23 protein-coding genes are annotated in these 24181 nt (G+C 62.6%); 10 read left to right on the top strand and 13 right to left on the bottom strand.

Annotated features, from left to right (window positions below; genetic code table 11):
* Positions 1-5: 5 nt before the first annotated feature.
* The 6 genes from ACWUKX_RS19665 to ACWUKX_RS19640 form a co-directional block, all read right to left on the bottom strand.
* A complete protein-coding gene (locus tag ACWUKX_RS19665) occupies positions 6-1082 on the bottom strand; it encodes an ABC transporter ATP-binding protein (protein WP_456008514.1) in 1077 nt (358 codons plus the stop codon).
* A gap of 5 nt (positions 1083-1087) precedes the next feature.
* Positions 1088-2134 (bottom strand): carbohydrate ABC transporter permease, encoded by a 1047-nt coding sequence (locus ACWUKX_RS19660; protein ID WP_456008513.1) that lies wholly within the window; start codon positions 2132-2134, stop codon positions 1088-1090.
* Positions 2131-3249, bottom strand: a complete 1119-nt coding sequence (locus ACWUKX_RS19655; protein WP_455837708.1) for a carbohydrate ABC transporter permease — start codon at positions 3247-3249, stop codon at positions 2131-2133. The genes ACWUKX_RS19660 and ACWUKX_RS19655 overlap by 4 nt, the downstream gene beginning before the upstream one ends.
* Before the next feature lie 91 nt (positions 3250-3340).
* The gene (locus ACWUKX_RS19650) at positions 3341-4813 is read right to left on the bottom strand and encodes an ABC transporter substrate-binding protein (protein ID WP_456008512.1); all 1473 of its coding nucleotides are present in this window, start codon (positions 4811-4813) and stop codon (positions 3341-3343) included.
* 327 nt (positions 4814-5140) lie between these two features.
* Entirely contained in the window at positions 5141-5647 is a 507-nt protein-coding gene (locus ACWUKX_RS19645) for an SIS domain-containing protein (RefSeq protein ID WP_456008511.1), read from the bottom strand.
* Complete coding sequence (locus ACWUKX_RS19640) at positions 5632-6291, bottom strand: orotidine 5'-phosphate decarboxylase / HUMPS family protein (RefSeq protein ID WP_456008510.1); 660 nt, start codon at positions 6289-6291, stop codon at positions 5632-5634. Before ACWUKX_RS19640 ends, ACWUKX_RS19645 begins: the two co-directional genes overlap by 16 nt.
* 229 nt (positions 6292-6520) lie before the next feature.
* Here ACWUKX_RS19640 and ACWUKX_RS19635 point away from each other — a divergent pair, with 229 nt between their 5' ends.
* The 3 genes from ACWUKX_RS19635 (at position 6521) to ACWUKX_RS19625 (ending at position 9804) form a co-directional block, all read left to right on the top strand.
* Positions 6521-7162 carry a glucose-6-phosphate isomerase gene (locus ACWUKX_RS19635; RefSeq protein ID WP_456008509.1) on the top strand — a complete coding sequence of 214 codons (642 nt, stop codon included), beginning with the start codon at positions 6521-6523 and terminating at the stop codon, positions 7160-7162.
* A 79-nt stretch (positions 7163-7241) separates the two neighbouring features.
* The gene (locus ACWUKX_RS19630) at positions 7242-8192 is read left to right on the top strand and encodes a shikimate dehydrogenase family protein (RefSeq protein WP_456008508.1); all 951 of its coding nucleotides are present in this window, start codon (positions 7242-7244) and stop codon (positions 8190-8192) included.
* Between the two features lie 88 nt (positions 8193-8280).
* Positions 8281-9804 (top strand): xylulokinase, encoded by a 1524-nt coding sequence (locus tag ACWUKX_RS19625; protein ID WP_456008507.1) that lies wholly within the window; start codon positions 8281-8283, stop codon positions 9802-9804.
* Between the two features lie 87 nt (positions 9805-9891).
* Here ACWUKX_RS19625 and ACWUKX_RS19620 read toward each other — a convergent pair whose 3' ends face one another.
* Both ACWUKX_RS19620 and ACWUKX_RS19615 read right to left on the bottom strand, forming a co-directional pair.
* A complete protein-coding gene (locus ACWUKX_RS19620) occupies positions 9892-10485 on the bottom strand; it encodes a DJ-1/PfpI family protein (RefSeq protein WP_456008506.1) in 594 nt (197 codons plus the stop codon).
* 174 nt (positions 10486-10659) lie between these two features.
* Positions 10660-11361 (bottom strand): GntR family transcriptional regulator, encoded by a 702-nt coding sequence (locus ACWUKX_RS19615; protein WP_456008505.1) that lies wholly within the window; start codon positions 11359-11361, stop codon positions 10660-10662.
* A 140-nt stretch (positions 11362-11501) separates the two neighbouring features.
* On the opposite strand from ACWUKX_RS19615, the gene ACWUKX_RS19610 reads away from it, so the two are divergent.
* From ACWUKX_RS19610 to ACWUKX_RS19600, 3 genes are read left to right on the top strand one after another with little or no spacing between them, the layout of a single operon-like run.
* On the top strand, positions 11502-12728 hold the full coding sequence (locus ACWUKX_RS19610) for an iron-containing alcohol dehydrogenase (RefSeq protein WP_456008504.1): 1227 nt from the start codon (positions 11502-11504) through the stop codon (positions 12726-12728).
* Positions 12729-12746: 18 nt separating this feature from the next.
* Entirely contained in the window at positions 12747-14234 is a 1488-nt protein-coding gene (locus ACWUKX_RS19605) for an NAD-dependent succinate-semialdehyde dehydrogenase (protein ID WP_456008503.1), read from the top strand.
* Positions 14235-14245: 11 nt separating this feature from the next.
* On the top strand, positions 14246-15070 hold the full coding sequence (locus ACWUKX_RS19600) for an alpha/beta hydrolase (RefSeq protein ID WP_456008502.1): 825 nt from the start codon (positions 14246-14248) through the stop codon (positions 15068-15070).
* A 65-nt stretch (positions 15071-15135) separates the two neighbouring features.
* Here the strand turns inward: ACWUKX_RS19600 and ACWUKX_RS19595 are convergent, their stop codons facing one another.
* The 5 genes from ACWUKX_RS19595 to ACWUKX_RS19575 form a co-directional block, all read right to left on the bottom strand.
* Entirely contained in the window at positions 15136-15945 is an 810-nt protein-coding gene (locus ACWUKX_RS19595; protein ID WP_456008501.1) for a formylmethanofuran dehydrogenase subunit C, read from the bottom strand.
* A complete protein-coding gene (gene fhcD / locus ACWUKX_RS19590; protein WP_456008500.1) occupies positions 15942-16850 on the bottom strand; it encodes a formylmethanofuran--tetrahydromethanopterin N-formyltransferase in 909 nt (302 codons plus the stop codon). The genes ACWUKX_RS19595 and fhcD overlap by 4 nt, the downstream gene beginning before the upstream one ends.
* Positions 16838-18469 (bottom strand): formylmethanofuran dehydrogenase subunit A, encoded by a 1632-nt coding sequence (locus ACWUKX_RS19585; protein WP_456008499.1) that lies wholly within the window; start codon positions 18467-18469, stop codon positions 16838-16840. The genes fhcD and ACWUKX_RS19585 overlap by 13 nt, the downstream gene beginning before the upstream one ends.
* Positions 18463-19557 carry a tungsten formylmethanofuran dehydrogenase gene (locus ACWUKX_RS19580; RefSeq protein ID WP_456008498.1) on the bottom strand — a complete coding sequence of 365 codons (1095 nt, stop codon included), beginning with the start codon at positions 19555-19557 and terminating at the stop codon, positions 18463-18465. The genes ACWUKX_RS19585 and ACWUKX_RS19580 overlap by 7 nt, the downstream gene beginning before the upstream one ends.
* 118 nt (positions 19558-19675) lie before the next feature.
* A complete protein-coding gene (locus ACWUKX_RS19575) occupies positions 19676-20056 on the bottom strand; it encodes a 4a-hydroxytetrahydrobiopterin dehydratase (RefSeq protein WP_095518869.1) in 381 nt (126 codons plus the stop codon).
* 156 nt (positions 20057-20212) lie between these two features.
* Here ACWUKX_RS19575 and ACWUKX_RS19570 point away from each other — a divergent pair, with 156 nt between their 5' ends.
* Genes ACWUKX_RS19570 through mch form a run of 4 tightly spaced genes read left to right on the top strand, consistent with a single transcriptional unit; the run spans position 20213 to position 24177 of the window.
* On the top strand, positions 20213-21181 hold the full coding sequence (locus ACWUKX_RS19570) for a beta-ribofuranosylaminobenzene 5'-phosphate synthase family protein (RefSeq protein ID WP_456008497.1): 969 nt from the start codon (positions 20213-20215) through the stop codon (positions 21179-21181).
* Positions 21182-21222: 41 nt separating this feature from the next.
* Complete coding sequence (locus tag ACWUKX_RS19565; protein WP_456008496.1) at positions 21223-22116, top strand: NAD(P)-dependent methylenetetrahydromethanopterin dehydrogenase; 894 nt, start codon at positions 21223-21225, stop codon at positions 22114-22116.
* Positions 22094-23224, top strand: a complete 1131-nt coding sequence (locus ACWUKX_RS19560; RefSeq protein ID WP_456008495.1) for an ATP-grasp domain-containing protein — start codon at positions 22094-22096, stop codon at positions 23222-23224. Before ACWUKX_RS19565 ends, ACWUKX_RS19560 begins: the two co-directional genes overlap by 23 nt.
* Complete coding sequence (mch, locus tag ACWUKX_RS19555) at positions 23221-24177, top strand: methenyltetrahydromethanopterin cyclohydrolase (RefSeq protein ID WP_456008494.1); 957 nt, start codon at positions 23221-23223, stop codon at positions 24175-24177. Before ACWUKX_RS19560 ends, mch begins: the two co-directional genes overlap by 4 nt.
* Positions 24178-24181: the final 4 nt, after the last annotated feature.

Raw genomic sequence — 24181 nt, 5'->3', positions numbered from 1 at the left:
GAGAGTCACGCGGCCGCCTCTCCACGGCCGCGGCCGCCGATGCGGGTGCCGGTTTCCGAATCGAACAGGAAGACCGCAGTGTCATGGAAAGTGATCCCGATCGGCTCATCCATATCGTAATGCGCCGATTTATCGGCCTTGACCGTTACGGTGGCCCCACCGAATTGGCAGGTGATCAAGGTATGATCGCCCATCAGTTCCACGGCATAGACCCGCGCCGCGATCTTGCCCTCCGATGCGCCCGTGACCCGGCAATCCTCGGGCCGGAGGCCGGCAGTGACCTTTTTCCGGCTTTCGGCAACGCTGGTCGCAAATCGCCCTTCTGCGCAGGCGAACGCACCCTGGACCAGCTCGCCGTGGAGAAAATTCATCGGCGGCGAGCCGATGAAGCCGGCGACGAATAGGTTCGCCGGATCGTCGTAGATCTGTCGGGGCGTCGCGATCTGCTGCACGACACCCCGGTTCATGATGGCAACACGGTGAGCCAAGGTCATGGCCTCGATCTGATCGTGGGTGACGTATATCGTCGTCACGCCCAGATCCGCCTGCAGGCGTTTCAGCTCCGAGCGCATGTGGCCGCGCAGCTTGGCGTCCAGATTGGAGAGCGGCTCGTCCATCAGGAAGACGCTCGGCCGCCGCACCATGGCGCGGGCGAGTGCGATGCGCTGCCGCTGACCGCCGGAAAGCTGCCGTGGATAGCGGTCGAGGAACTCCTCAAGGTGGACCTTGACGGCGGCGCTGCGGACGGAGGCGTCGCGTTCGGTGCGCGGCACGCCCCGCAGCTTCAGCGGATATGCGATGTTCTCCGCAACCGTCATATGCGGATAGAGTGCGTAGGACTGGAACACCATCGCCACGTCGCGATATTTGGGCAGAACGTGGGTGACGTCGCGGTCGCCGATGAGGACGCGGCCGGAACTCACCGATTCAAGCCCGGCGACCATGCGCAGCGCCGTCGTCTTGCCGCAGCCCGAAGGGCCGAGCAGCACCAGGAACTCACCGTCCTCGATCTCCAGGTCGAGCCCTTTGACGACTTCGACCGCGCCGAAGGATTTGTAGATATCGGACAGGGTGACCCGCATATCGACTAGCCCTTCACTGCGCCGACCAGCAGCCCGCGCGCGATGTGCTTCTGCAGGATGCTGGAGATGACGATCACGGGGGCGATCATCACGGTGATCAACACCGACATATTCCACCATTGCGGACCGCGGGTCGTGTTCTGGGCCGATACAAGCACCGGCATCGTCTGCGCATCGGCATTGGAGAGGAAGAGGGCCAGCAGATACTCGTTCCAGGCAAGGATCAGTACCAGCAGGAAAGTCGCGACCAAGCCGGATCGCACCAGCGGCAGCGCGATAGTGAAGAACACGCGAAACTTGGAGGCTCCGTCTATCTGTGCGCTCTCCTCAAGGTCGAGCGGGATGCCGGCGAAGAAATCGCGCGTCAGCCACACGACGATCGGCAGGTTGATGGCGGTGTAGGTGGCGATCAGCGCCACCTGCGTGTCGAGCAGGCGCATCTGCTGGAACATCACGTAGATCGGCAATACGGCGACGATCGGCGGCATGATACGGTTCGAGATCATCCAGAACTCAATGTCGTTATTGCCGACCGCAAGCTTCGTGCGTCCAACGAGCGTGAACAGCGCAATGATGAAGAGAGCGGCCGCCACGACAATGGCGATCTCCCACCGCACGCCGAAAGTGGCCACTGCGACGATGATTGCGGTGAGCAGGATCAGGAAGATTGCAACGGCGGCGAGTTTCACCTGGAAGCGGATACGCACGAGCGCGTAGGCCGCCAGCGAGCCGATCAGGACTGCGAGCAGCGTGCTGGCCACCGCGACGACGACGGAATTCATATAAGGGCGCAGTGTGTAATTCTGCACGAGCATGAAATCCCATGCCTGCAGCGAGGGGGCAAAGTCGACGAACGGGAGATAGAACGGCCCGTTGTCGACCTCCCCAGGCCCCTTGAAGGAGGTGATCAACACCCAGTAGAGAGGAATCACCACAACGAGCGCCCACAGGAACAGCAGCGCATGGGTGACGATCTTGGTGACCGGCGCCTGGCTGTCGATCGAGGCCGGCTCGAACAGCCGGCGCGCCAGTGAGCGCGGCTCGGCGCTCATGCTTCGAACCGGCGCGCCGGCCGGACCACGAAGTTGAAGAACGAGACGCATACGATGGTCGAGATGAACAGGAGCATGTAGCCGACAGCGGCCGAGCCGCCGAGATCCTGGGTGCGCCAGGATATGAAGGAATGGAGCGTCATCGATTCCGTTGCAAGGCCAGGGCCGCCGCCGGTGAGCACGTTCGGCAGGTCGATGATCTTGAAAGCCTCGATCAGCCGTATCAGCACGACGGTAGCGGCAATCGGCGCGATCGCTGGCCAGGTAATGTCGCGAAAAATCTGGAAGCCGTTGGCTCCGTCGAGCCGCGCCGCCTCGACCTGATCGCGCGGTTGGTTCTCAATGGCCGCCAGCAGCACAATGAACATGAACGGCGTCCACTGCCAGGTGTCGCCAACCAACACCATGAGTCGCGCCGACCAGGCCTCTGTGGCCCATGACCACTCGCTGATGCCGAAAGCGCGCACGAGCGGGGCGAAGGGGCCCTTCTGCATGTCGGCGAGCATGCGGAACGTGTAGGCGATGCCGACCGGGGTGACCATCAACGGGATGAAGAAGAGGACGCGAAAGAAATTTCGGCCGCGGATTGGCTGGCCGCAGAGGAGCGCCAGGCCCAGCCCCAGTGCGAACTGCACGGATACGCCGACGAACACGTAGAGAAGCGTGTTGACGACGGTCCCCGGCACGCCGCCCGGCGCCATGGTGGCCAGCGCAAGTACCGCCAGGGCCATAGCCGTTGCCGTCGCGAGAAGGCGACCAACCATGCCGGCGATCGTCGGCCTGCCACGCCAGAGATAGCGGGCGAGAAGAAAAAGCAGCGCTGCCGCTATCAACGCCAGCAAAGCCCATTGGACAAAGCCGAACGTGCCGAACTTGCCGAGCAGGTGATACTGCTGTGAGCCGACCAGCAACTTGCGGAAGTTCAAAAGGCCGATGAATTTCAGCGTGAATCCGCCCGACGCGAGTGCAAAGCGCGAAAGCGCGAGATAGGCCGAGATGATGAGCGGAAAAATCGCGAAACAGAGAAGCACGACGACGGCTGGCAGCACCATGATCCGGCCCGAGTGACCGTCCAGCCATTCGGCCCAGCTGCGGCGGTCGGCAGCTTCTGGCATAGTGTCGGTTGCGGTCATCATAACCCGGGAAAGTGTGGCAGGCACGAGACCCGGCGCGGACCGATGCCACGCCGGGTCGATTGCTTGACACCTATTTGGCGCCGATAGTCGCCTTGTAAAGTTTGAGCTGCTCGTCTTTGCCAATCTCTTCGTTCAGCTCATTCCAGCCTTCCTCGACCGCCGCGACGGTCGCTTCCTTGTCGATTTCGCCGGCGAGGAAGCGCGAGACCGCCTCGTCGAGCACGACCTGCTGGTACTTCTGATTTTGCGGGATGCGCAGGTCGAGGATCATGTTCGGGCTGCTCATGCTGTCGTTGATCGCGCCCAGGTAGACTTTAGCCTCGTCCTCGCTCATGCCGGCCTTCTTCCAAAGGTCGCTGTAGCTGAGCTGCGAGATGCGGTACGGGTTGAAGCCGGTGCCGCCGACGGTGACGTCGGCATTCGACTGTGCCGGCTGCGTCATGAACGAGAAGTAGGCGTAGGCGGCGTCCTTCACCTTCGGATCGGCCGCCGCGTTGATGCCGCCGCCCCAGCCGCCAAAGGCGGCGAACGGTGCATGGTTCACGCCGTCGATCGCGTGCGGGCAGTTTTCTGCCGTGCAGGCCTCGAGCTTGCCGGTGTCCCAGTTCAGGACCTCCTTGGATCCGGGCATGATCGCCGCGCCCCATTTGCCCATCACCTTGGACTGCGCCGGATCGATCGAGATCGTGCCTACATCACCCCAGTCGAGGTTCAGCGCGCAGCGGCCGGAAGCGAAGAGCGGCCTTGTGTCGCTGACATCGAGGTTTAGCTCGTCCGGCGGGCCGTATTTGGTCGATTCAGACAGGAAGTCGAGCGCCTTGCGGAAGGCGTCGTTGTTGACGAGCGGCGTCATGTCCTTGGTGTTGAAGAAGGTGCCCTGGCTGGTTCCCTTGGACTGGGTCATCGAGCCGACCACATCGGTGACGAACCAATAGCTTTGCGCGTTGCGCTTCTTGGCGATGCACGAGCCGAAATCCGGCGTGCCATCGCCGCTCATATCCTTGCCATGCGTGGCCTTGGCGACCTCGAGATACTCGTCCCAGGTTTTCGGCACCGCCAGGCCGGCCGCTTCCAGCACGTCCTTGCGGTAGTACATCATGTGAAAGTCGCCATCGAGCGTGATCATGTAGGTCTTGCCGTTGTACTTCTCGGAGAAGTCCCGGAAGAACGCGCCCACATCCTCCTGCTGGATGTCCTTGTCGGCCTCGACCCGCGGCGTCAGGTCCTCGAGGTAGCCGCCGGCGATGTAGTCGACCATCCATTGCGGGGCGAACACGCCGGCGTCGACCGAGTTGGTGCCGCTCGCCCAGTCGGTGAGGATCTTTTGATAGAGATCCGAGAAGGGCACCGCGATGACATTGATCTTGGCGCCGGTGAGCGCTTCGAACTCGGGCGCGCGCCTCTGTAGAGGCTCCTGAATCGCACCGGTCTGCGTAATAACGTTCACGGTAACTCCCGCAAACGGCTTGTCCTGCGCGAAGGCAGGTGCGCCAACAAGCGCAGAAAAGGCCGAAAAGCCGGCCAGAAAGGCCCCAATTCTCATCAGACTTCCTCCCATATTGACCGGGGACCTGTTCCTGCGAACAAGCCGCCGGCATCTCCCCGTCGGTTGCCGTCGCCAAAGCACGGCACCAACGCTCCTCAAGTACAATATCGGCATCGCACAGCGAGTCCAGTGTCTTGCCGCTACGGAAGGTGAGGCGCCCAGCGAGCTTCCTGGCTACTGCATATCGCCCAAGAGATGCCCTCGGGCGTGACCCGAGGGTGCGCGGCTTTGAGCGCGTCGCCGGGAGACCGCTCGATCTTGCCTGAGAAAATCCCACCGCATCGACAGTCCCCGTCTCCGATGCTCGCACCGTCGGCACGGGCGTCACTGCAAGTTGGTGTGGCGGGACAACATCAGCTTGTGCGCGTCGGGAGTCTGCTGCACCAAGCCGAGCACAATGCTGTCGAGCAGGATGAGGCAGGATTGCTCGAACAGGCTGCCGCCAAACTGTTCCGATTTCTCGACAGGTACATGCAGCGTGACATCTGCAATGCCGGCCAGGGTCCCCGCCGGCTTATGCGTCAGCGTAACGACCTTGGCGCCCTCCGCCTTGGCGATGCGGGCAAAGCCTGTACTGACCGGCGTCTCTCCAGAGCCGGAGATGATCAGCAGCGCATCGCCCTTGCGGATCGACGGCGCCGATACCTCACCGACGAAATGCACCGTTCGGCCAAGGTGCATGAAGCGCATCGCGCCCATCTGGGCGATAAGGCCGGAACGCCCCTGCCCGGAAAAGAACCATCGCTGATCGGGGTCATCGAACGCCTGCACCAGCCTTGCAAAGGCGACGGCGTCGATCCGGCCAAGAAGGTCGGTTATTTCCTGTCCCACGGCCAGCCACGGCCTGGATTGGGCAATCTGTCGCGAATCCATCGTGCTACCTCTTTCGGGCTTGCGGATTCTGTAATGGCGCTGCCAACCACGAGGATTTCGGGTTCGACTGCGATCACCGCCTCCAGCGTGTCGGGGCCGATCCCGCCGGCGAGCGAAACCAGGAAGCCGCGATCGTGCATCTTTCTCACGGCGTCGATATGTGACGTGGAGGTGTTGCCCGCCAGCCGCGCATCCGTTGGCGAGTGGACCGCGACATAGCCGAAGCTTTCGGGGAAGACAGCATTCAAGGGAAGCAATTCTGCCTCGCCCGACTCGGTTATGGTATCGACGATGACCGTCGCGCCGAAGGCGGCGGCACGTTTTCCTATTGCTTCGTGCGTGGCGGACGAAGCACACGACAGGACCGTCATGAACGCGGCACCGGCGCCGAATACCATATCAGCCTCGAGCTGGCCGCCGTCGACGGTCTTGGTATCAGCCAACACCATGATTTCAGGGCAGAGCTCGCGCGCCGTGGTGATGGCAGAGAGGCCAAAGCGTTTCAGCAACGGCGTGCCGATCTCGATAATGTCGGCGAACGCCTTCATCTGCGGGAGCAGGGCCAGGTGTTCTGGCTTGTCGAAGGCGACTTGAAGGAGCAAGGCGGTTCTCTCGGATTGCTTAAGACAGCGGGGGCGGCATGACGACAACGCCCAATTCACTGTCGTGTGCTTCGTAGTCGAAATCTGCCATAATCCAGCAACCTCCAAGCTGGTCTGCATAGGGAGAGCAAATCGTACCCTGCAAAGCAAGTGTGGTTCTTGTCGAAAGGCAGGAGGTGCAGTCCAGATCAGCGCCGATGCCAACAGTAACGCGATATGAGGTAGTCCTTTGACAAGATTGTTTGAGCCCATTGGATGCAAGGTCGATCTGTCGACCGGTGCGATGGGAAATGCAACCGGCAGCTACCAAAAACGCTTCTGCGATCTGGACGGGCTCTACGCGGACCCCGCTGCCTTCGGAGCCATGCGCGCGACGTGGGGCGAGCGCATCGTCTACGAGGTCTCCGAGTTCCGACCGACCGAGCAGTCGGGCGATCTGATTTTCGGCGTCACGCGCATGGCGCCCGGAAAAGTCGGCGACGAGTATTTCATGACACGCGGTCACATTCACAACCAGGCCGACCGGCCCGAGATCTACTATGGCCAGAAGGGGCACGGCCTCATGCTGATGGAATCGCCGGAGGGCGAGGTCCGGATCCTGTCCGTCGATGCGCAGACGGTCTGTTACGTCCCCCCTTTCTGGATCCACCGCTCGATCAATGTCGGGGAAGACGATCTGGTGATGCTGTTCTGCTATCCGGCCGATTCAGGGCAGGACTACGAGATCATCGCAAAATCGGGAGGCATGCGCTCGCGCGTGGTCGCCGACGATGGAGGCTGGAAGGAAGTCGACAACCCGGATTGGCGACCGCGTGACGCGAAGCTGATCTCCGCCCTGTATGGGCAACAATCCCGCACGGTGCCGGCATGAAGGCTCCCTTCGAGACCGCTGCTTCACTTCGCACTGCTGCGGCTGTGCTGCGCGCGAGGGAAATCCGGGAGATCGGCAAATGAGCCGCTATCGGCCGGCTACCCAGCCGACACTCTATTTTATCGGTGTCACGACGACGAGCAGTTCGATCATGCGGGTTTTCCCTGCATGGGCGCGCCACCTCGGGCTGAAGGATGCGGTTCTCAAGGGCATCGACTTTCCGCTTCATGCCGATCCGGAGGCCTACCGTGAGGTCGTCTCCTTCATAAACTCCGACCCGCTGTCGCTTGGCGCGCTCGTCACCACGCACAAGATCGATCTCTTCAACACAGCGCGCGACCTGTTCGACGTGATCGATCCGCACGCTCGCCTGATGCACGAGACCAGCTGCCTGTCGAAGCGGGGCGGCAAACTCATCTGCCATGCCAAGGATCCGATCTCTTCGGGCCTTGCGATAGATGGTTTCGTCCCGGCGGGATACTTCGCAGACACCGGCGCGGAAGTCCTGTCGATGGGCGCCGGCGGATCGACGATTGCGATCACCTGGCACCTGACGCGCAAGGAACGTGGCGCCGACGTACCTTCGCGCATCGTTGTCACCAACCGTTCGCAGCCGCGCCTCGACGAAATCGAGCGTATCCACGGAGAGATGATGTCGACGGTCGAGGTCGAGTATGTCCTGGCAGACAGACCCGAGATCAATGATGAGACGTTGGCGGCGCTGAAACCAGGCTCGCTGGTGATCAACGCGACAGGACTTGGCAAGGACGCCGCAGGCTCGCCGATCACTGATGACGGCGTGTTCCCCCAGCGCGGCATTGCCTGGGATCTCAACTATCGCGGTGACCTGGTCTTCCTTGACCAGGCAAGGCGGCAGGCCCGACAGCAGTTGCAGATCGAGGACGGTTGGACATATTTCCTGCATGGTTGGACGCAGGTGATCGCAGAGGTCTTCGACATCGCGATCCCGGTGTCGGGGCCGGATTTCGAAGAGATTTCGCGCATCGCCATCGAAGCGGCGAAAGGCTAATGCCATGGAACGCATTCTCGTCACGCCGCGCTTGCTCTGACCGATAGACAGAGGATCACATGCTTGCCCATCTCAGGAATCTGCCGAAATGAGCGGCGAGCTTTTCCTCGCCATCGACGTCGGCACCGGCAGCGTCCGCGCCGCTCTGATCGATGTCACCGGCAATATCCTCGAACTTGCGTCGCGAGAGCACGACCAGATCGTGCCGGAGTTCGGCCGGGCCGAACAGCGGCCTGTCGATTGGTGGGAGGGTGCGCGAGCGAGCGTCAAGACGGTGCTGGACCGCCTCGATGGCGCCCGCGAACGCATCTCCGCCATCTGCGTCTGCGGGCAGATGCACGGGCTGGTCCTGCTCGATGCGCACGGAGCGCTGACGCGCGAGACGGCGCCGCTCTGGAACGACAAGCGCACCATCGATCTCGTACGTCGCTTCGAGGAAGCGAATGAGCCGGACAGCTACCTGCCCGAAAGCGGCAACACGCCGACCCCCGCATGGCCGGGTTTCAAACTGCAATGGGTCCGAGACAACGATCCCGCCGCATACGCCCGCAGCGCAGTCGCCATCATGCCGAAGGATTACATCAACTACCGGCTGACCGGCGAGATTGCCATGGATACTGGCGATGGGTCCTGCAGCTTCCTGATGAACCCAGAGCGGCTCGACTGGTCGCCGGTGATGATCGAGCGCATGGGTCTGGATGCCGCCAAGTTGCCGCCAATTCGCAACCCGCTGGATGTCGTCGGCCACGTCACCGAACAGGCGGCGCGTGACACCGGCCTGCGGTCAGGCACCCCCGTGCTGGTCGGCGGCGCCGACTATCCGGTTGCACTGCTCGGCTCAGGCGCTTGTCGGCCGGGAATGGGTTCCGACAGCACCGGCACGGGCGCGATCATCACGGCGATCGCAGAGAAGCCGCTGCTTGACCCGGAAATCTCGAACGTTGCGACGATCGAAGGCAACTGGGCGCAATTCGTGCTGCTGGAGACCGGTGGCGACGGCATGCGCTGGGCACGCCGCGCCTTCCACGGCAACGCGCTGTCCTATGACGAGATCGTCGCCTGCGCCGCCGAGGCACCCGCCGGTTGCGACGCATTGCTCTTCATGCCCTTTCTCACCGGCGAGCGCCTGGGGCGCCATCGCAACGCCCGCGCACAGTTCTTCGGATTGGGCGCCAGGCATGGCATGGAACATCTGCACCGCTCGATCCTGGAAGGCACCGCCTTTGCCATGACGCGTCACATCCGCATCATGGAACGCGCGTCAAACAAGCCGCTGGAGCGCGTTATCGCCGCGGGTGGCGGGGCGCGCACCGAACTCTGGCTGAAGATCAAGGCAAGTGCCTTCAACATTCCGATCCTGGTTCCGCGGGAGCCCGAATGCGGCATTGTCGGCTGTGCCGCGATGGCCGCGACGGCGACCGGCCGCTTCTCGCGCGTCGAACAGGCGGCCGAGAGCTTCGTGAGCTACGGCGCCGAAATCCTGCCGGATCCCAGATGGGCCAAGACCTACAGGCGCACCCAACCCGTTTTCGACAAGCTCTACTATCACAGCCAGGCGCTCTACGACGACATCGACACGCTGGCGGCGGCGACGCGGCCGACGCAGCCGTGACGCATCTCAGGCCTGTGGAGCCGTGCCTGCAGCGACAGACCTGGCAATCACGACGCATCCCGTCTGGGATGCATCGGGCCGATTGACTCAGTTGTGGCGGATTTCCGTTCCCAGCACCTTCAGGCACTCGCGGATGAACGCGGCAAGTGCGGTCCAGCCCTTTGCCGAGACCATCGTTCCGTCGACATAGGCCTCAGTCGGGGACAGGTCGATATAGGTTCCGCCGGCGAGGGTCACTTCCGGCTCGCAGGCAGCCAGCGCACCCACTTTCTTGCCACGCACGACGCCGTCGACCGCGATCAGGATCTGGACGCCATGGCAGATCGTAAAGATCGGCTTCTTGTTTTCGTGGAAATGGCGGACTATCGCCTGCACGCGCTTATCCGTGCGGATGTACTCGGGGCCACGACCGCCCGCGCAATACACGGCATGATACTGGTCGAGCTGTTTTTCCGCCTCCGAAAAGGTCTTGTTCAGCAAAGCATAGTGGCCGGGTTTTTCGGTGTAGGTTTGGTCACCTTCGAAATCGTGAAGCGACGTCTTGATCAGGTCTCCGACGTTCTTGTCAGGGCAGACAACGTGGACGATGTGGCCGACGGCCTCCATCGCCTGCTGATAGACGAAGATCTCATATTCTTCGGTAAACTCACCGGTCAACATCAGTATTTTCTTGCCTGGCATGGTCGGTTCCTCGTTTTGTGAATGGAAGTCGGGCGGGCATTGCACTCGCCCGGCGGCGCGGGTCTCAGAAAAGGGGATCCGGGATGTCCCGGGCGTTTGCTTGCGTGATCGACGGTGCGTCCAACTTGACGGCGCCGCTTCCGACGCGGACGGTGACGGACATCGTGGACAGTCTCAATCGAACGCCAGCAGCAAACGATCACGAGAATGCTCGATATGACGGCGCATTGCCTGTTCCGCCGCAGCGGGATCGGAGGCAGCGAAGGCGGCCAGGATGGCCTCATGCTCGTCGAGCGCTTCCTCGGTAACGCGTGAATGGAACATCAGGCGGAAGATGTGGAAGTGCGTGTGCTGGAATGCGAGAGTCTCGCGCACGAGATCATTGTTTGCAAATTCCATGATCCTGTCGTGGAAAATGGCGTCCTGCCGCGCGAAGTTTGAGTAACGCAGGCGTTCATCCTTGCCTTCGCGGCGCGCCATACCCCCTGCGGACTCCCGAAGCACCGCAAGTTTCGCCTCATCCATCAATGCGGCTGCTTTGGCCGCCCCATGCGGCTCGAGCAGCAGGCGAAGCTCATAAAGTTCGTCAAATCGGCGCTTGGTTATCTGCGGCGCGGCGCGGTAGCCGATCAAATGTGTCTTCAGCACAAGGCCTTCGCCTTCGAGGCGGCCAAGCGCTTCACGGATTGGCGTGTGGGATACATCGAGTTCCTTGACCAGACTGTCGACGGTGATCCGTGAGCCAGGCGCGATCTTCAGTGACATGAGTTGCGCGAAGATCGCTTCATACACGTCCTCCACCAGGCTGTTGGATCGCTGGATGCGTCCGCTAGCGGGGTCGGCTTCTCGGGCATTGCTTAAGTTCATGACCTGCATCTTTGCCTCTTGACAGGATCACTGGCTAACACGATGCTTCGCTCAATACAATCCTATATCATATACGATTTAATACAGGATATTTAGCGCGAGCTCGGCGAGCTTTCGCTTTCCACTCCCAACATCATCGAGGGACGAACATGAGCCTCTTCGCTGCCGTAAGGCTCCCGCGTGAGATCCTCTTCGGGAAGGGCCAGCGCCATGTCATTCCAACCGTTGCAGCCAGGCTGGGGCGTCGCGCTCTTGTCTGTACGGACGAGCGCTTTGCCGTAACTGTCGCCTTCGCAGAGATCATGGAGGCGCTCGAGTGCGCATCGATCGATGTGCTGGTGCACGACCGTGTGCTGCCCGATGTGCCACGAGACACGGTTGCCGTCTGCGTCGAGATGGCGCGACAGTTTGCGCCGGACATGGTGATCGGCATCGGAGGTGGCAGTTGTCTCGATATGGCCAAATGCGCCGCGTTGCTCATCAGTCACGGCGGCCTGCTCCAGGACTACTACGGCGAGTTCAAGGTGCCCGGTCCGACGCTGCCGTTGATCGCCGTGCCAACGACAGCCGGCACCGGCTCGGAAGTGACACCTGTCGCGGTGATTTCCGATCCGGATCGCACCATGAAGGTAGGAATCTCCAGCCCGCATCTGATCGCGGCAGCCGCCATCTGCGACCCGGAACTGACGATGACATGTCCCCCGGGACTGACGGCGATCGCGGGCGCAGACGCGCTGACACATGCGATCGAGGCTTTTACCGCCGTCAGGCGCGGAACTGACCCCAACCTGCCGCAACAGCATGTCTTCATCGGCAAGAGCGCGCTGACCGATCATTTTGCGCTGCTCGCAATCAAGCTGCTTGGCCGCAGTCTCGAGAAGACATACCGCGACCCCGCCGACGAGGACGCTCGGGCCGAAGTGATGATGGGCGCGCTTGCAGCCGGCTGCGCGTTCGGTACGGCCGGAACTGCGGCGGCGCACGCGGTGCAATATCCGATCGGAGCCGTTACCCACACCGCGCATGGGCTGGGTGTCGCCACCATGTTGCCGTATGTCATGAAGTACAACCGGGTCGCCGCGGCCGCCGAGATGACCGAGATCGGCCTTGCCCTTGGTCTCGACGGGAGGGAACGGAGTACCGGTGAGATGGCCGACGCGGCGATCGACGAGATCGGCCGGCTGTTTGGAGCGATCGGGATCACGCCTACGCTGGCCAAGCTCGGACTTCCCGCCGACAAGCTCGATTGGACGGCCGAACAGGCCCTCGGCATTGACCGTCTCATCAAGAACAATCCGCGTCCATTCGATCTGGCAGCCATGCGGGGCCTGATCCAGGCTGCCTATGATGGCGACCTCGCCACCTACGTCGTGTGAGCAATAGAGGAGCAGGCCATGAACATATCTCATCAGGTGCTGGAGGACGAGCAGGACACTGCCGACTTCCATAGATTTTCCCACGGCTTGTATATCGGTGGCCAATGGAGGCAATCCGCCGACAGCAGGGAAATCCAGGTCGTGGACCCTTCCACCGAGGCAGTGATCGCCGCCGTTCCCGATGCGACGATCGAAGATGCCGCGGCCGCCGTGGAGGCTGCGGCCAAGGCCGCCGATGGCTGGCGCACAACGGCACCCCGCAAGCGTTCCGAAATCCTCAGACGTTGCTTCGAGCTGATGACGCAACGTTCAGAGACGCTCGCAACCCTGATCTCGCTGGAAAACGGCAAGGCACTCCGGGACGCGCGTGGCGAGATCGCCTATGCTGCGGAATTCTTTCGCTGGAATGCCGAGGAAGCCGTTCGCATCACCGGTGAATTCGGAATGGCGCCTTCCGGCACGAACCGGATCGTGGTCGACTACGAGCCCATCGGCATCTGCATCCTTGTCACACCCTGGAACTTCCCTGCCGCCATGGCGACGCGCAAGATCGCGCCCGCCTTGGCTGCCGGATGCACGGTAATTTTGAAGCCAGCCAGCGAGACCCCGCTCACGGCCTACGCGCTTGCCGCGCTCTACCAGGAAGCAGGCGTTCCGCCAGGTGTGGTGAACGTTCTGACAACCTCCAATCCCGGCCCTGTGACGGCCGCGCTACTGGCCGATCCGCGGGTGCGGAAACTCTCCTTTACCGGCTCGACGGGTGTAGGGCGCGTTCTGCTGGCCGAGGCCGCAAAGCACGTGGTTTCGTGTTCGATGGAACTTGGCGGCAACGCGCCATTCCTTGTGTTCGATGACGCGGACCTTGACGCGGCGGTCGATGGGGCGATGGTGGCGAAGATGCGCAACGCCGGCGAAGCTTGCACGGCTGCAAACCGCATCTATGTCCAGTCTGGCGTTTACGATGCCTTTGGCGAATGCCTCGCCAGGCGGATGTCGGCACTCAAGATCGGCGCTGGTACGGACGCAGCCACGGAGTGCGGGCCGATGATCACCAGGAAGGCCGTCGACAAGATCGACCGTCTGGTCAACGATGCTGTCGCCCGTGGCGCGCGGGTGCTGTGCGGGGGCAAGGCAGGCTCGGGAACGGGATACTATTATCCGCCGACCGTGCTCTGCGACGTCCCGGCCGAGGCGGAGATGGCGCACGAGGAAATTTTTGGGCCGGTGGCGCCGATCTCGAGATTCGAAACGGAAGCCGACGTCATCGCGCGCGCGAACGACACCGAATACGGTCTTGCCGCCTACATCTACACGCGCGATCTTGCGCGTGGAATGCGGGTGGCATCCAAGATCGAAGCCGGGATGATCGCTCTCAACCGCGGCTTGATGTCCGATCCGGCAGCACCTTTCGGCGGGGTGAAGCAGAGCGGCCTCGGCCGCGAGGGCGGCCAGCATCACGGCATTGCCGAGTTCATGGAGGCGAAATACCTCGCCATCAGCATCTGAGCGGAGGAAGAGTGCAAAGCGATCCGTTTCGCATCCGCGACCACGTCGCGGATTTTGACAAAATCGTGCAGGACATCGTTCACCGCAGCGAGGCCGTTCGCGCAACCATTCCAATGACTGCCGACGTTGCCTATGGGCCGGATCAGACCGAAACCATCGACCTGTTCTTTCCCTCGGGCAAAAGAAGCGGCCTGCCGGTGCACATGTTTATCCATGGCGGCTACTGGAGAATGTTCTCCAAGCGCGACTACTCATACGTGGCGACGACGATTACCCAGGCCGGTGCGATAGCCGCCATCGTCGACTATGCTCTGATGCCCAAGGTCAGAATGGCCACGATCGTCGACCAGGTGCGCCGCGCCAAGCAGTGGGTTCTGGCCCATATCGCCGACCACGGCGGAAACCCGGCAGAGCTGACTGTCAGCGGCCATTCGGCTGGAGCACATCTTTCTACGTTTCTGTTCAACAGTGAGAATACCCCATCGAATGTGCGGGCAGTCCTTCTGCTCGGCGGGCTCTACGATTTGAAACCGCTCCAGAACTCCTTTCTCGCCAACGAGATTGGAATCACCGATGAGGAAGTCGCCATGTTTACACCTCTTGCCTATCGGCATGATCCTCAAACCAGGGCGACGGTTCTGGTCGGAGCCAATGAGACGCCGCCTTTCCATCAGCAAGCAGATCGATTCAAAAAGAACCTGCTGCAGCAGGGTTCGCCGGCAACGTCGCTTGTTCTCACGAACCGCAACCACATGGACAGTGTCAGAGATCTCGGCGTGCCTGAGAGCCAGGCGGGTGATTGCCTGACGAAACTGATTGCCAACGACCGCCGCTAACCCTCCCAGCAGACATGCCGGCCATCACCACGGCGGCTTAACCGCAATGCCGTCTGCTGAACGCCTCAGCGAGGGAAAAGAACCTCACCCATTCCAAGCACCGCGTTGTCACCGCCATATTTCTGCGGCGCCTTGCCCAGAAGCGGCCGTTTCAAAATACCCTCGGCGATCAGATGGCGATCGACGATGGCGGCGAAGACACTCTCTGGCGCGCCGCATTCGACGAAGCTCGGCGACAGGCTTTTCGGCGCGCGATCGAGAAGGATCGAACCGCGACGCATCAGATAGCCCGGCATCTCGCCGGTGCCGCCGGCCACCACCAGCGTGCCGGCGATCATGCGGCTGCCGGCATGGTCGCCTGAGCCTTTCAGCACCGCGATCAGGCCGCGCCGCATGCGGTCGGCGGAAAAAGCGCCGGCTTTGCCCCTGACGATCAGCACGCCGCCATTCATGCCGGCCAGTTCCCCGGCGAGCGGCGCCCCAAGGTGATCACCGGCGTTGCCTGTTATTTCAAGCCTGCCGCCGCGCATGCCGGAGCCGGCATGCGGACCGGCATTGCCTTCGACCGTGAGTTTGCCGCCGCGCATGGCACGCCCGGCCTGGGCGCCGGCATTACCGACGACGCGAACCGAACCGCCCCGCATGCCCTCCGCCACGCGGTCGAGGCGCGCGCTTCCACCTTCGAACACGATGTCCAGCGGATCGTTCCCGGCGACGCGAAAGATATCGCCGACCTTCGATCCATGCTTCGACATGCCGATCTGGACTTTTTCGATCTCGTGCCTTTCCATCCCGGCAAGCCGCTCCGGCGTCAGCGGCGACAGGTCAAGGCGCTCGGGCGGCTCGGCGACAAGGGTGAAGGTCAGCGCCTTCATGGCAGCATATCCTTCAGCGAATAGATGAACTTGCCGAGCTTGCCGCCGTAATTGCCGGCGCTTATGCGAACCGCGCCTCGCTTCGACCCAAGCTCGATGACGGCCTTGATGCCGGCCTTCATCGCGGCGGCAACGGCATCGTTGGTCTCGCCGTCGATGACGATTTCCAGGACGGCGTTGATGTCGGGCCCGAGCTCACTCCTGACAACACCGCGCAGTGTCGGCGCGTAGGCTTCGTTGGCCGAGGCGATCATGCCCTTGTATTTACCACCGATCTTGGAACCCGAACGGGCGATGCCGCCCGGAAAGGGCACGATCGCGCCGGGCACCAGGCCTATCGCGGCAACGGCGGCCTCGGCAGCAACCAAGGCCTTGGCGCTGCTTTCAGCCATGACGAAGAAATTGCCGCCGCCGACGGCACCCTTCGTCAACCCGGTCGTTGCTTCGCACAGGAATTCGCCATCCATGACGGGAACGCGCCAAAAATGCCTGCCGCCGATTTTCTTGGAGATCTGCCAGCCGTCGCCGAAATAGCGCAGCGCCGAACCGAGCTTCAACTCGGCGCTGCCCTCCAGTCCGGCGAAGCAGGCCGAACCCGGCGAGGTCAAGACACACTGGCCGACGCGATTGAGCAGTTGTTTCTGCAGCTCGTCTGTTCCCATCGCGAAAATCATCACGCGGCAGCCGGGCCGGCCATCCGGTGTGGCCGATGGCGGCAGTTCGATATCGATTGCCGCTTCGCAGCCGCAGCCGATCACCGAGGTGGCAAAGCCGGTCATCGTGATCGCCGCCTGGCGCGCCCATTTCCGGTTCGGCGCGGTGATGATGATGGCGGTCGCGCGCATGCCGAAGGCCTCGGCAAAGGTATCGTCGATCGTTATGCCATTTACGCTCACATTCGGCATGCAACCTCGCCGAACGGCTGTTCGCGCGCTATCGCGGAATCCGGGAAATTGAACCAGTCCAGCGACAGGCCGTAGCGCTGCTGGTGATAGTCCTCCAGCCGCCGCACCATCGCCTTGTCCGGCGACGGATTGAGCCTGAGCGCCTTGCCCCAACGGTAATGGGTGATCTCCCCATCTTGCACGACGAGATCGCCATCCTTGAAGACATACGCCGCCTGCCCCAGCATTTTCGCAATATTCTCGTCCCTGCGGTAGACAGCGATGTCGGCTGTGACGCCGACGCCGAGATGGCCCCGATCCGTCAGTCCGAGCAGCTTGGCTGGGGCCGCGCGCGTCATGATGGCAATTTCCTCGAACGTGTATTCACGGTCGATTGCGGCCAGGGTGGACAGCGCCATGGCGGATTTTGGAAGTTCGGCAATCATTTCGGCGCGCGCTTCCCGGCTCATCAGCAGCTCGAACAGAGCCGGGTAGACGGTAAAGGGCGCGCCATTGGGATGATCGGTGGTGAAGAAGACACGCCACGGATCGTCGATCAGGAGAAAAAGCTCGAGCCCGATCGCCCACTGCATCGTGCCATAGAAATCCTTGCCATAGCTGTAGGGCACGATGCCGCCGCCATTGCCGTCCCCATCATGAATGACGGATTTCTTCGGGTGGGCACTGCCACGCGCCGAAAACTGCCGCATGACGTCGGAGGAGACAGTGACCGTCTGGCCGAACATTACCTGGCCGATGTCGATGGTGACCTCCGGCGTCGCGTTGACCAATTCGGCTAGACGCGCCGCGGCCGAGGAAAACCTGCGCTTGCCTTCGGTGCCGTAGCCGTAGAACTGGAGATGCGCGAGGTGCAGCGGCAATCCTTCCGCCGCCGCGATCGTCGCGGCCGCCGTATCCGCCGATCCGGGGCTGCCCAGATTGTTGCAATGGACATGCAGAGGATGCGGGACGCCGAGACTGTCGACGGCCGCCTGCAGCGTCTTGACGATCTTGCGCGAGCTGACGCCATAGGAAGGCACGACGTCGTCCAGCGAGAAGGTGCGGACGTTTTCCTTGAAGGCGGCCGCCGCACCGGCGTTGATCACCTTGACCCCAAGCGCCCGCGTCGAGGCGACCGTCCAGGCGACATAGTCTTCGATCATCGTTGAGGGGGCGTCGTCGCGGATCATCGACAGCAGGAAATCGTCGTTGCCGAGAATGGCGAGCGTCGCCTTGTCGATGATCGGGATGTCGGCCAGTTCGAGGTGGGTGTGAAGTGCAGCTCCCGGCGACATCGCCGGCTCGACGACCGTCGTGAAACCCATTTTGGCGTAGAGGCAGCCGGTCTGGAAGGTCGACCAGCCCGCGTTGGAGAGCGGCGTCGTCGCCGGCCGCGCCTGATGCGCGGCATGCTGCTCGGGCAACAGCAGCCGTGCCGTATTCACGTTGCCGCCGCCGATGTGGGAATGGATGTCGATGGCGCCCGCCATCACGATGCAGCCGGCAGCGTCGATGGTCCGGTCTGCAGCGCCCCCCGCCGGCGCCGCAACGATCTTGTCGTCCCTGATCCAGAGGTCGCCCTTGCCGAGACGGCCGTTGACCGGATCGATGATGTCGCCGCCCGAGATTTTCGTCAGCATGGCAACGCGGCCTCGGCGGAGACATGACTGGCGACCAGGCGGATAACAGTTGCAGCGGAGGGCAGTTCCGACGCCGCTCGCGCATCGACCGACCTTAGCGAACCGGTGCGGCTGGAATAGACCACCGCCTCGTGATCGACGCCCGCTTCGCCAATGGCGATGGTGACTGCAGCACCCGCGATCGACTCCTGCGTTTTCGCCAGCACAATCAGCGCCATGCGGTTCTTTTTCTTCTGCGGCCGGACAATTGAGGAAGAGATCCGCAGGTGCAGGTCGGCTTCGCCGGCAGCGATCATGCGCGCGACATCGTAACGCCAGGGGTCGAATTCCGGGAAGCCGCGCGCAAAGCCGGTGCGCAACGGGAACCCCGTCATCCAGGTCGAGGCGAGCGCGCTTCCCCAGCCGTTTTCGTTCGCCGGCAGATGAAGGCCGGATGCGCGTGACTTGCGGTTGAGATCGGCGATCAGTCCTTGCAGCATCTCCAGCGCCAGCCCTTCGGTCGCGTCGCCTGAAAACAGGAAGACGGGAAAATGCGCAGCCTCCAGGGCTTTGGCGAAATCGTCGAAATTCGACACCGGTTGCGATGTCCTACGCCCCCTGCACTGCGCCCTCAGCGCCGCCAGCGTCGCGCCGAGGCTTGCCTCGCCGCAGGAAAGGAGCGTCGCTGTCCGCCCGTTGTTCAGCGGCGGAGCAGACGCCCCTTTCGATCCGACCAGAAAGATTTGGCGTTGATTCTTGGCCGAGAGATCGGGAACCGTCTCAGCAAGCTCGCCGACAAATTCATGATGGATTTGCGGGAGTTCGCCCACAATCACCACGACATCGGCGCGCCGGCGCGCCTCGCCAGGCGCGACGGTCATCGCGCCCTTGTCGGTAAAAAGCGCGGTCTCCCGCGAAAGTGCCGCGCCATCGGCGGCATGATCGTATGCCGCGCCAACCCGCTCAGCCAGCGCGATCGCCGCCCTGGTGCCATGTATATCCGTATCCAAGCTGAAAACCGGGCACCGGCTCGACCCCAACAGCGCGGCGGCATGTGCAGCCGCGCGCTCGACCAGCGTTTCCCGGTTGCCGATCCAAGCAACCGCCATCCATTACGCTACTTTCTGGTGCCGGCCCGATCCTAGACGAAACTGGATTGGCCGTGAACCCCGCCTGCCAGCAGATTAGCGAATGTTTTCATACGCTATCTACAAATTCCGATCGCGCTTAATCATATTTGATGTAAGCGAAGCGCTGATCGGTCGGCGGAGTGCCTTCCAGCGCGCCGCCTTCCTTGGCCGGCTGCCACTGGACGACATCCTCGATCTTTTTGGCCAATTCGAAGTCTTTGTCGGTGATCCCCTTCGCTGCGTGGTTCATCAGGCGCACCTCGACCCAGGCATAGGAGGCGGTGATGTCGGGATGGTGCCACGCCGCCTCGGCGAGATGGCCGACCGTGTTGATGACCATAAGTGTCGATTTCCAGCTGTGGGTCTTGTACTTGCGCCGAATCCAGCCGTTCTCGTAGCGCCATTTCGGCAGCTCCTTCTCGAGCCGCTCAGCAATCTCGGCTTCCGAATAGACCTTTTCCTTAGCTGTCTCGCTCATCTCGATCTCCGCGAACTGCCCGGTCTGTCATGCCGGGGCCAAAACAGATAAAACGAATGCACTCTCTCCGGCTTGCCCCTTCGACGAAAACAGCTATCATGGTGACGGGCACCTAAACTTCCATGATGCGTCTATGATGCACCCATCGGGGGGTAGATGTCGAATTCTGTTACCATACGAGTGCCCGCCCGCCTGCACCTTGGCTTCCTCGATCTCAATGGCGATACCGGCCGCCGCTTTGGCAGCGTCGGGCTACCATTAAGCGAACCCGAAACCGTCGTCACCCTTTCGCGGTCCAGCGAGACCATCGTCGAAGGCACCGAAGGCCGTCGCGCCGGCGAGCATTTGTCGACGCTCTGCAGCCATCTCGGCATTCGCGGCCAGCACCGGCTGGTGGTCGAACAATCGATCCCGAGCCATGCCGGCCTGGGCTCGGGCACGCAGATCGCCCTTGCCGTCGCCTCGGCGCTGCGCACGCTCCACAAATTGCCTCTCGATATCGGCGGCGACGCGACGCTGCTCGATCGCGGCGGCCGATCCGGCATCGGCATCGCCAGTTTCGAAAGCGGTGGCGTCATTGTCGACGCCGGCAAGGACGACAGCGGCAGGCCGCCGCCGGTCGTGGCGCGATTGCCGTTTCCGGAAGAGTGGCGCGTCCTCCTGATCCTCGATCATGGCGGGCATGGACTGCATGGCGATGCCGAGATCGCGGCGTTTCGTTCGCTGCCGCCCTTCCCGGCGTCCGGCAGCGGCGAGATCTGCCGGCGGGTATTGATGGGCATCATGCCGGCTCTGGTCGAGCACGACCTTCCAGCCTTCGGCGCCGCCGTCGCCGCGATCCAGATGCTGATCGGCACCCATTTCGCCCCGGCGCAAGGTGGCGTATTCACCTCGAAGCGGGTCGAGAGGGTGGCCCACGGTCTCAATGAAGCGGGCGCTGTCGGCATCGGCCAGAGCTCGTGGGGACCAACAGGGTTTGCCTTCGCCCCATCGCAAGACGCCGCAGTCAGCTTCGTCAGCGCGGTTCAGCAGACAGTTGAAGACGGCATCGAGATCAGGATCATCAAGGGCAGAAATTCCGGCGCGAAGATCAGTTCGACCAAACTTGATCTCGTCGGCAGCTGACGGCTGGGCAACACGATCAGGTTCAAGAAGAAAGGCGAGAAATGGCCCGCAAACACATCCTGCACATGCTGACGCCGTTGAAGCATATGAGCCCTTTCGACGTGAACATGGCGCTCGACGCAGGCTTCGACGCCGTCGTCCCCTATGTCGATGTAAGCCTTGGCGAGGTGACAGGCCTCGTGCAGGACGCGATCTTCTCGCGCCCGCCCGATGCGGGCGTCGATACCGGCATTTTCATCGCCGGCAAGGATGCCTCGCTGGCGCTCGACATGTTCGACGCAGCGCGAAAAGCGATGGTGCCGCCTTTCCAGGTTTCGGTATTCGCCGATCCGGCCGGCTCGTTCACCACGGCCGCTGCGATGGTGGCCAAGGTCGAAAAAGCCCTGGAGAAGAAATTCGAGCGCGGGCTGAGGGACACGAGGATCGCTGTTTTCGGCGCCACCGGCGTTGTCGGCTTCTGCACTGCCGTCATCGCGGCCAGGGAAGGCGCCCGGGTCACGCTGGTCGGTCATGACGGCATCGACAGGGTCGAGCAGATCGCGGCCGAGATCAAAAGCCGTTTCAAAATCGCCGTGGATGCGGCCGACGGGTCGAGCGACGCCCGCAAGACGAAGCTGGTCGAGGCGAGCGAGGTGATCCTGGCGTGCGCCAAGGCCGGCGTCCAGGTGGTCTCGAAAGCCCAGTTGAAAGGCGACGGCCTGCTCATTGCCGCCGACGTCAATGCGGTTCCGCCGGCCGGCATCGAAGGCGTGGCCGTCAATGCCAATGGCGATCCGCTCGAAGCGGCAAAAGCTGTCGGCATTGGTCCGCTTGCCATCGGCAACGTGAAATACAAGGTCGAATTCGGCCTCTTCAAAAGAATGATCGAATCCGAAAAAACCATCACGCTGGATTTCCAGGAAGCATTTTCCCTTGCACGCGAAACCGCGAAATAATGCCGGATCTCTCCTGATCGCGGCGATTTCAGGCCGGGCGCTGGCTGCCGCTGCGCGTCGCGCCGGCTATCGTCCGCTGGTCGCCGATTTCTTTTGCGACACCGACACGGTCGCGCTCGCCGAACGCGCGACGATGCTGCCGGGCGACCTACAGGGCGGCATCGACGGCGAGCGCATCATTGAGACGCTTCGGCAACTGTCTGGAGACGACCAGCCGGTCGCCATTGTCCTGGGCTCGGGCTTCGAGCGGATGACGGAGACCGTAGACGAGGTTGCGCGCCATTTTCCGCTCGCCGGCAATAGCGGCGTCGCGATCCGCAGGATCAAGGACCCGCAATTGCTGGCCGCCGATTGCGCCGAGCTCGGCATCCCGCATCCGGAATTCCGATGGGACCGGCCGCCTGATCCGGAGAACTGGGTGGTCAAGACCGCGGGCGGCGCCGGCGGCACGCATATCAGACGGGCCGCCGGAGAAGCCCCGGCCACCGGCCGTTATTTCCAGCATTTCGTTCCCGGCCGCAGCATCTCGGCCCTGTTCGTCGGCGACGGCCAAACCGCTGATATCGTCGGCTTCAGCCAACAATGGGCGTCCCCCGCCCCGGCAGCGCCCTATCGCTATGGCGGCGCCGTGCGGTTGAGACGCTTCGATCGCAAGCAGGCGGCAATCATCCGCGGCTGGCTTTCAGCTCTGGTGCGCCGCGCCGGCCTGGTTGGATTGTGCAGCGCCGATCTCATTCGCGGACCGGATGGCTACAAGCTCATCGAGATCAATCCGAGGCCAGGCGCCACGCTCGACATTTTCGACGATGCCGACGCGCCTCTGATCGAAGCGCATCTGCGCGCCGCGACAGGCAGGCCCTGCCGCCTGCCGCGCTTCGTCGATTCGATGGCATCGATGGTGACCTACGCCGCCACGCCGATCGCCCAGTTTCCATCGGTTGCCTGGCCTGAATGGACTGCCGACCATCAGTCGCCCGGCACCCGTCTGATCGCTGGCGATCCTGTCTGCACCATCTTCGCGCGCGGTCCGAGCGCCGATTTGACCAGGCGGCTCATCAAGGAACAAGCCAGCCGATTGCAACACCAGTGGGAAGGAGACCGGACATGAAAGACGGTTCGGCATTCCTGAATGACAATGCGCAGCGCATCATCGACGGCATGATCGGCGACGCCGAACGCCTGCGTATCGCCGTTTCCACCGGGCCATTGGGCGAGTGCCTGATCGATGCCGGCGCCAAGGCCGCTGGCGGCGTCGAGGCCGGGCTGCGCATGGCGGAAGCCGCGATGGGCGGGCTCGGCAGCGTTTCGGTCTGTATGGACCGCGCGTCGCAGAAATGGCCGCTCACCGTCGAAGTGCGGTCTTCGCAGCCGGTGCTTGCCTGCCTGGGCAGCCAGTATGCGGGCTGGAACCTGTCGAGCCAGGATTATTTCGCCATGGGATCGGGACCGGCGCGGGCGCTCGCCCGCGTCGAACCGCTGTTCGAAGCTCTTTCCTATCGCGACACCGCCTCATCCGCCGTGCTTATCCTGGAGACGGCCGAACCGCCGCCCCAAGCGATTGTCGAGAAGGTCGGCAAGGCAACCGGACTGGCAACCGAAAAGCTCACCTTCCTCTATGCGCCGACACAAAGCCTTGCGGGCGGCGTGCAGATCGTTGCGCGCGCGCTCGAGGTTGCCTTGCACAAGACCAACGATCTCAAGTTTCCGCTGGAGAACGTCGTCGACGGCATCGGAACGGCGCCTATCCCCGCCCCCCATCCGGATTTCCTGACCGCCATGGGCAGAACCAACGACGCCATCATCTATGGCGGCAGCGTCCAGCTCTTCGTAAAGGGCTCGTCGAAAGACGCCAGGGAGCTCGCCGAGCAACTGCCGAGCCGCGCCTCGCGGGACCACGGCCACCCCTTTGCCGAGGTCTTCAAGCGGTTCAAGGGCGATTTCTATGCCATCGATCCGCTGCTGTTCAGCCCGGCCGAAGTGATCGTCACGGCGATCGAAACCGGCGATACGTTTCGCGCCGGCGAGCGTGATCTGCAGATGCTCGAACGGAGCCTCGGTTAGACCA

Source organism: Mesorhizobium sp. f-mel (genome assembly GCF_053850215.1).
This window is presented reverse-complemented; position numbering and strand designations above follow the sequence as displayed.

Bases quoted from the DNA above. Each gene is read 5' to 3' on its own strand.
- ACWUKX_RS19665 (WP_456008514.1), bottom strand. From the start codon at position 1,082: ATGCGGGTCACCCTGTCCGATATCTACAAATCCTTCGGCGCGGTCGAA.
- ACWUKX_RS19660 (WP_456008513.1), bottom strand. From the start codon at position 2,134: ATGAGCGCCGAGCCGCGCTCACTGGCGCGCCGGCTGTTCGAGCCGGCC.
- ACWUKX_RS19655 (WP_455837708.1), bottom strand. From the start codon at position 3,249: ATGCCAGAAGCTGCCGACCGCCGCAGCTGGGCCGAATGGCTGGACGGT.
- ACWUKX_RS19650 (WP_456008512.1), bottom strand. From the start codon at position 4,813: ATGAGAATTGGGGCCTTTCTGGCCGGCTTTTCGGCCTTTTCTGCGCTT.
- ACWUKX_RS19630 (WP_456008508.1), top strand. From the start codon at position 7,242: ATGAGCCGCTATCGGCCGGCTACCCAGCCGACACTCTATTTTATCGGT.
- ACWUKX_RS19625 (WP_456008507.1), top strand. From the start codon at position 8,281: ATGAGCGGCGAGCTTTTCCTCGCCATCGACGTCGGCACCGGCAGCGTC.
- ACWUKX_RS19620 (WP_456008506.1), bottom strand. From the start codon at position 10,485: ATGCCAGGCAAGAAAATACTGATGTTGACCGGTGAGTTTACCGAAGAA.
- ACWUKX_RS19615 (WP_456008505.1), bottom strand. From the start codon at position 11,361: ATGCAGGTCATGAACTTAAGCAATGCCCGAGAAGCCGACCCCGCTAGC.
- ACWUKX_RS19610 (WP_456008504.1), top strand. From the start codon at position 11,502: ATGAGCCTCTTCGCTGCCGTAAGGCTCCCGCGTGAGATCCTCTTCGGG.
- ACWUKX_RS19605 (WP_456008503.1), top strand. From the start codon at position 12,747: ATGAACATATCTCATCAGGTGCTGGAGGACGAGCAGGACACTGCCGAC.
- ACWUKX_RS19595 (WP_456008501.1), bottom strand. From the start codon at position 15,945: ATGAAGGCGCTGACCTTCACCCTTGTCGCCGAGCCGCCCGAGCGCCTT.
- fhcD (WP_456008500.1), bottom strand. From the start codon at position 16,850: ATGCCGAATGTGAGCGTAAATGGCATAACGATCGACGATACCTTTGCC.
- ACWUKX_RS19585 (WP_456008499.1), bottom strand. From the start codon at position 18,469: ATGCTGACGAAAATCTCGGGCGGCGACATCATCGATCCGGTCAACGGC.
- ACWUKX_RS19580 (WP_456008498.1), bottom strand. From the start codon at position 19,557: ATGGCGGTTGCTTGGATCGGCAACCGGGAAACGCTGGTCGAGCGCGCG.
- ACWUKX_RS19575 (WP_095518869.1), bottom strand. From the start codon at position 20,056: ATGAGCGAGACAGCTAAGGAAAAGGTCTATTCGGAAGCCGAGATTGCT.
- ACWUKX_RS19570 (WP_456008497.1), top strand. From the start codon at position 20,213: ATGTCGAATTCTGTTACCATACGAGTGCCCGCCCGCCTGCACCTTGGC.
- ACWUKX_RS19565 (WP_456008496.1), top strand. From the start codon at position 21,223: ATGGCCCGCAAACACATCCTGCACATGCTGACGCCGTTGAAGCATATG.
- mch (WP_456008494.1), top strand. From the start codon at position 23,221: ATGAAAGACGGTTCGGCATTCCTGAATGACAATGCGCAGCGCATCATC.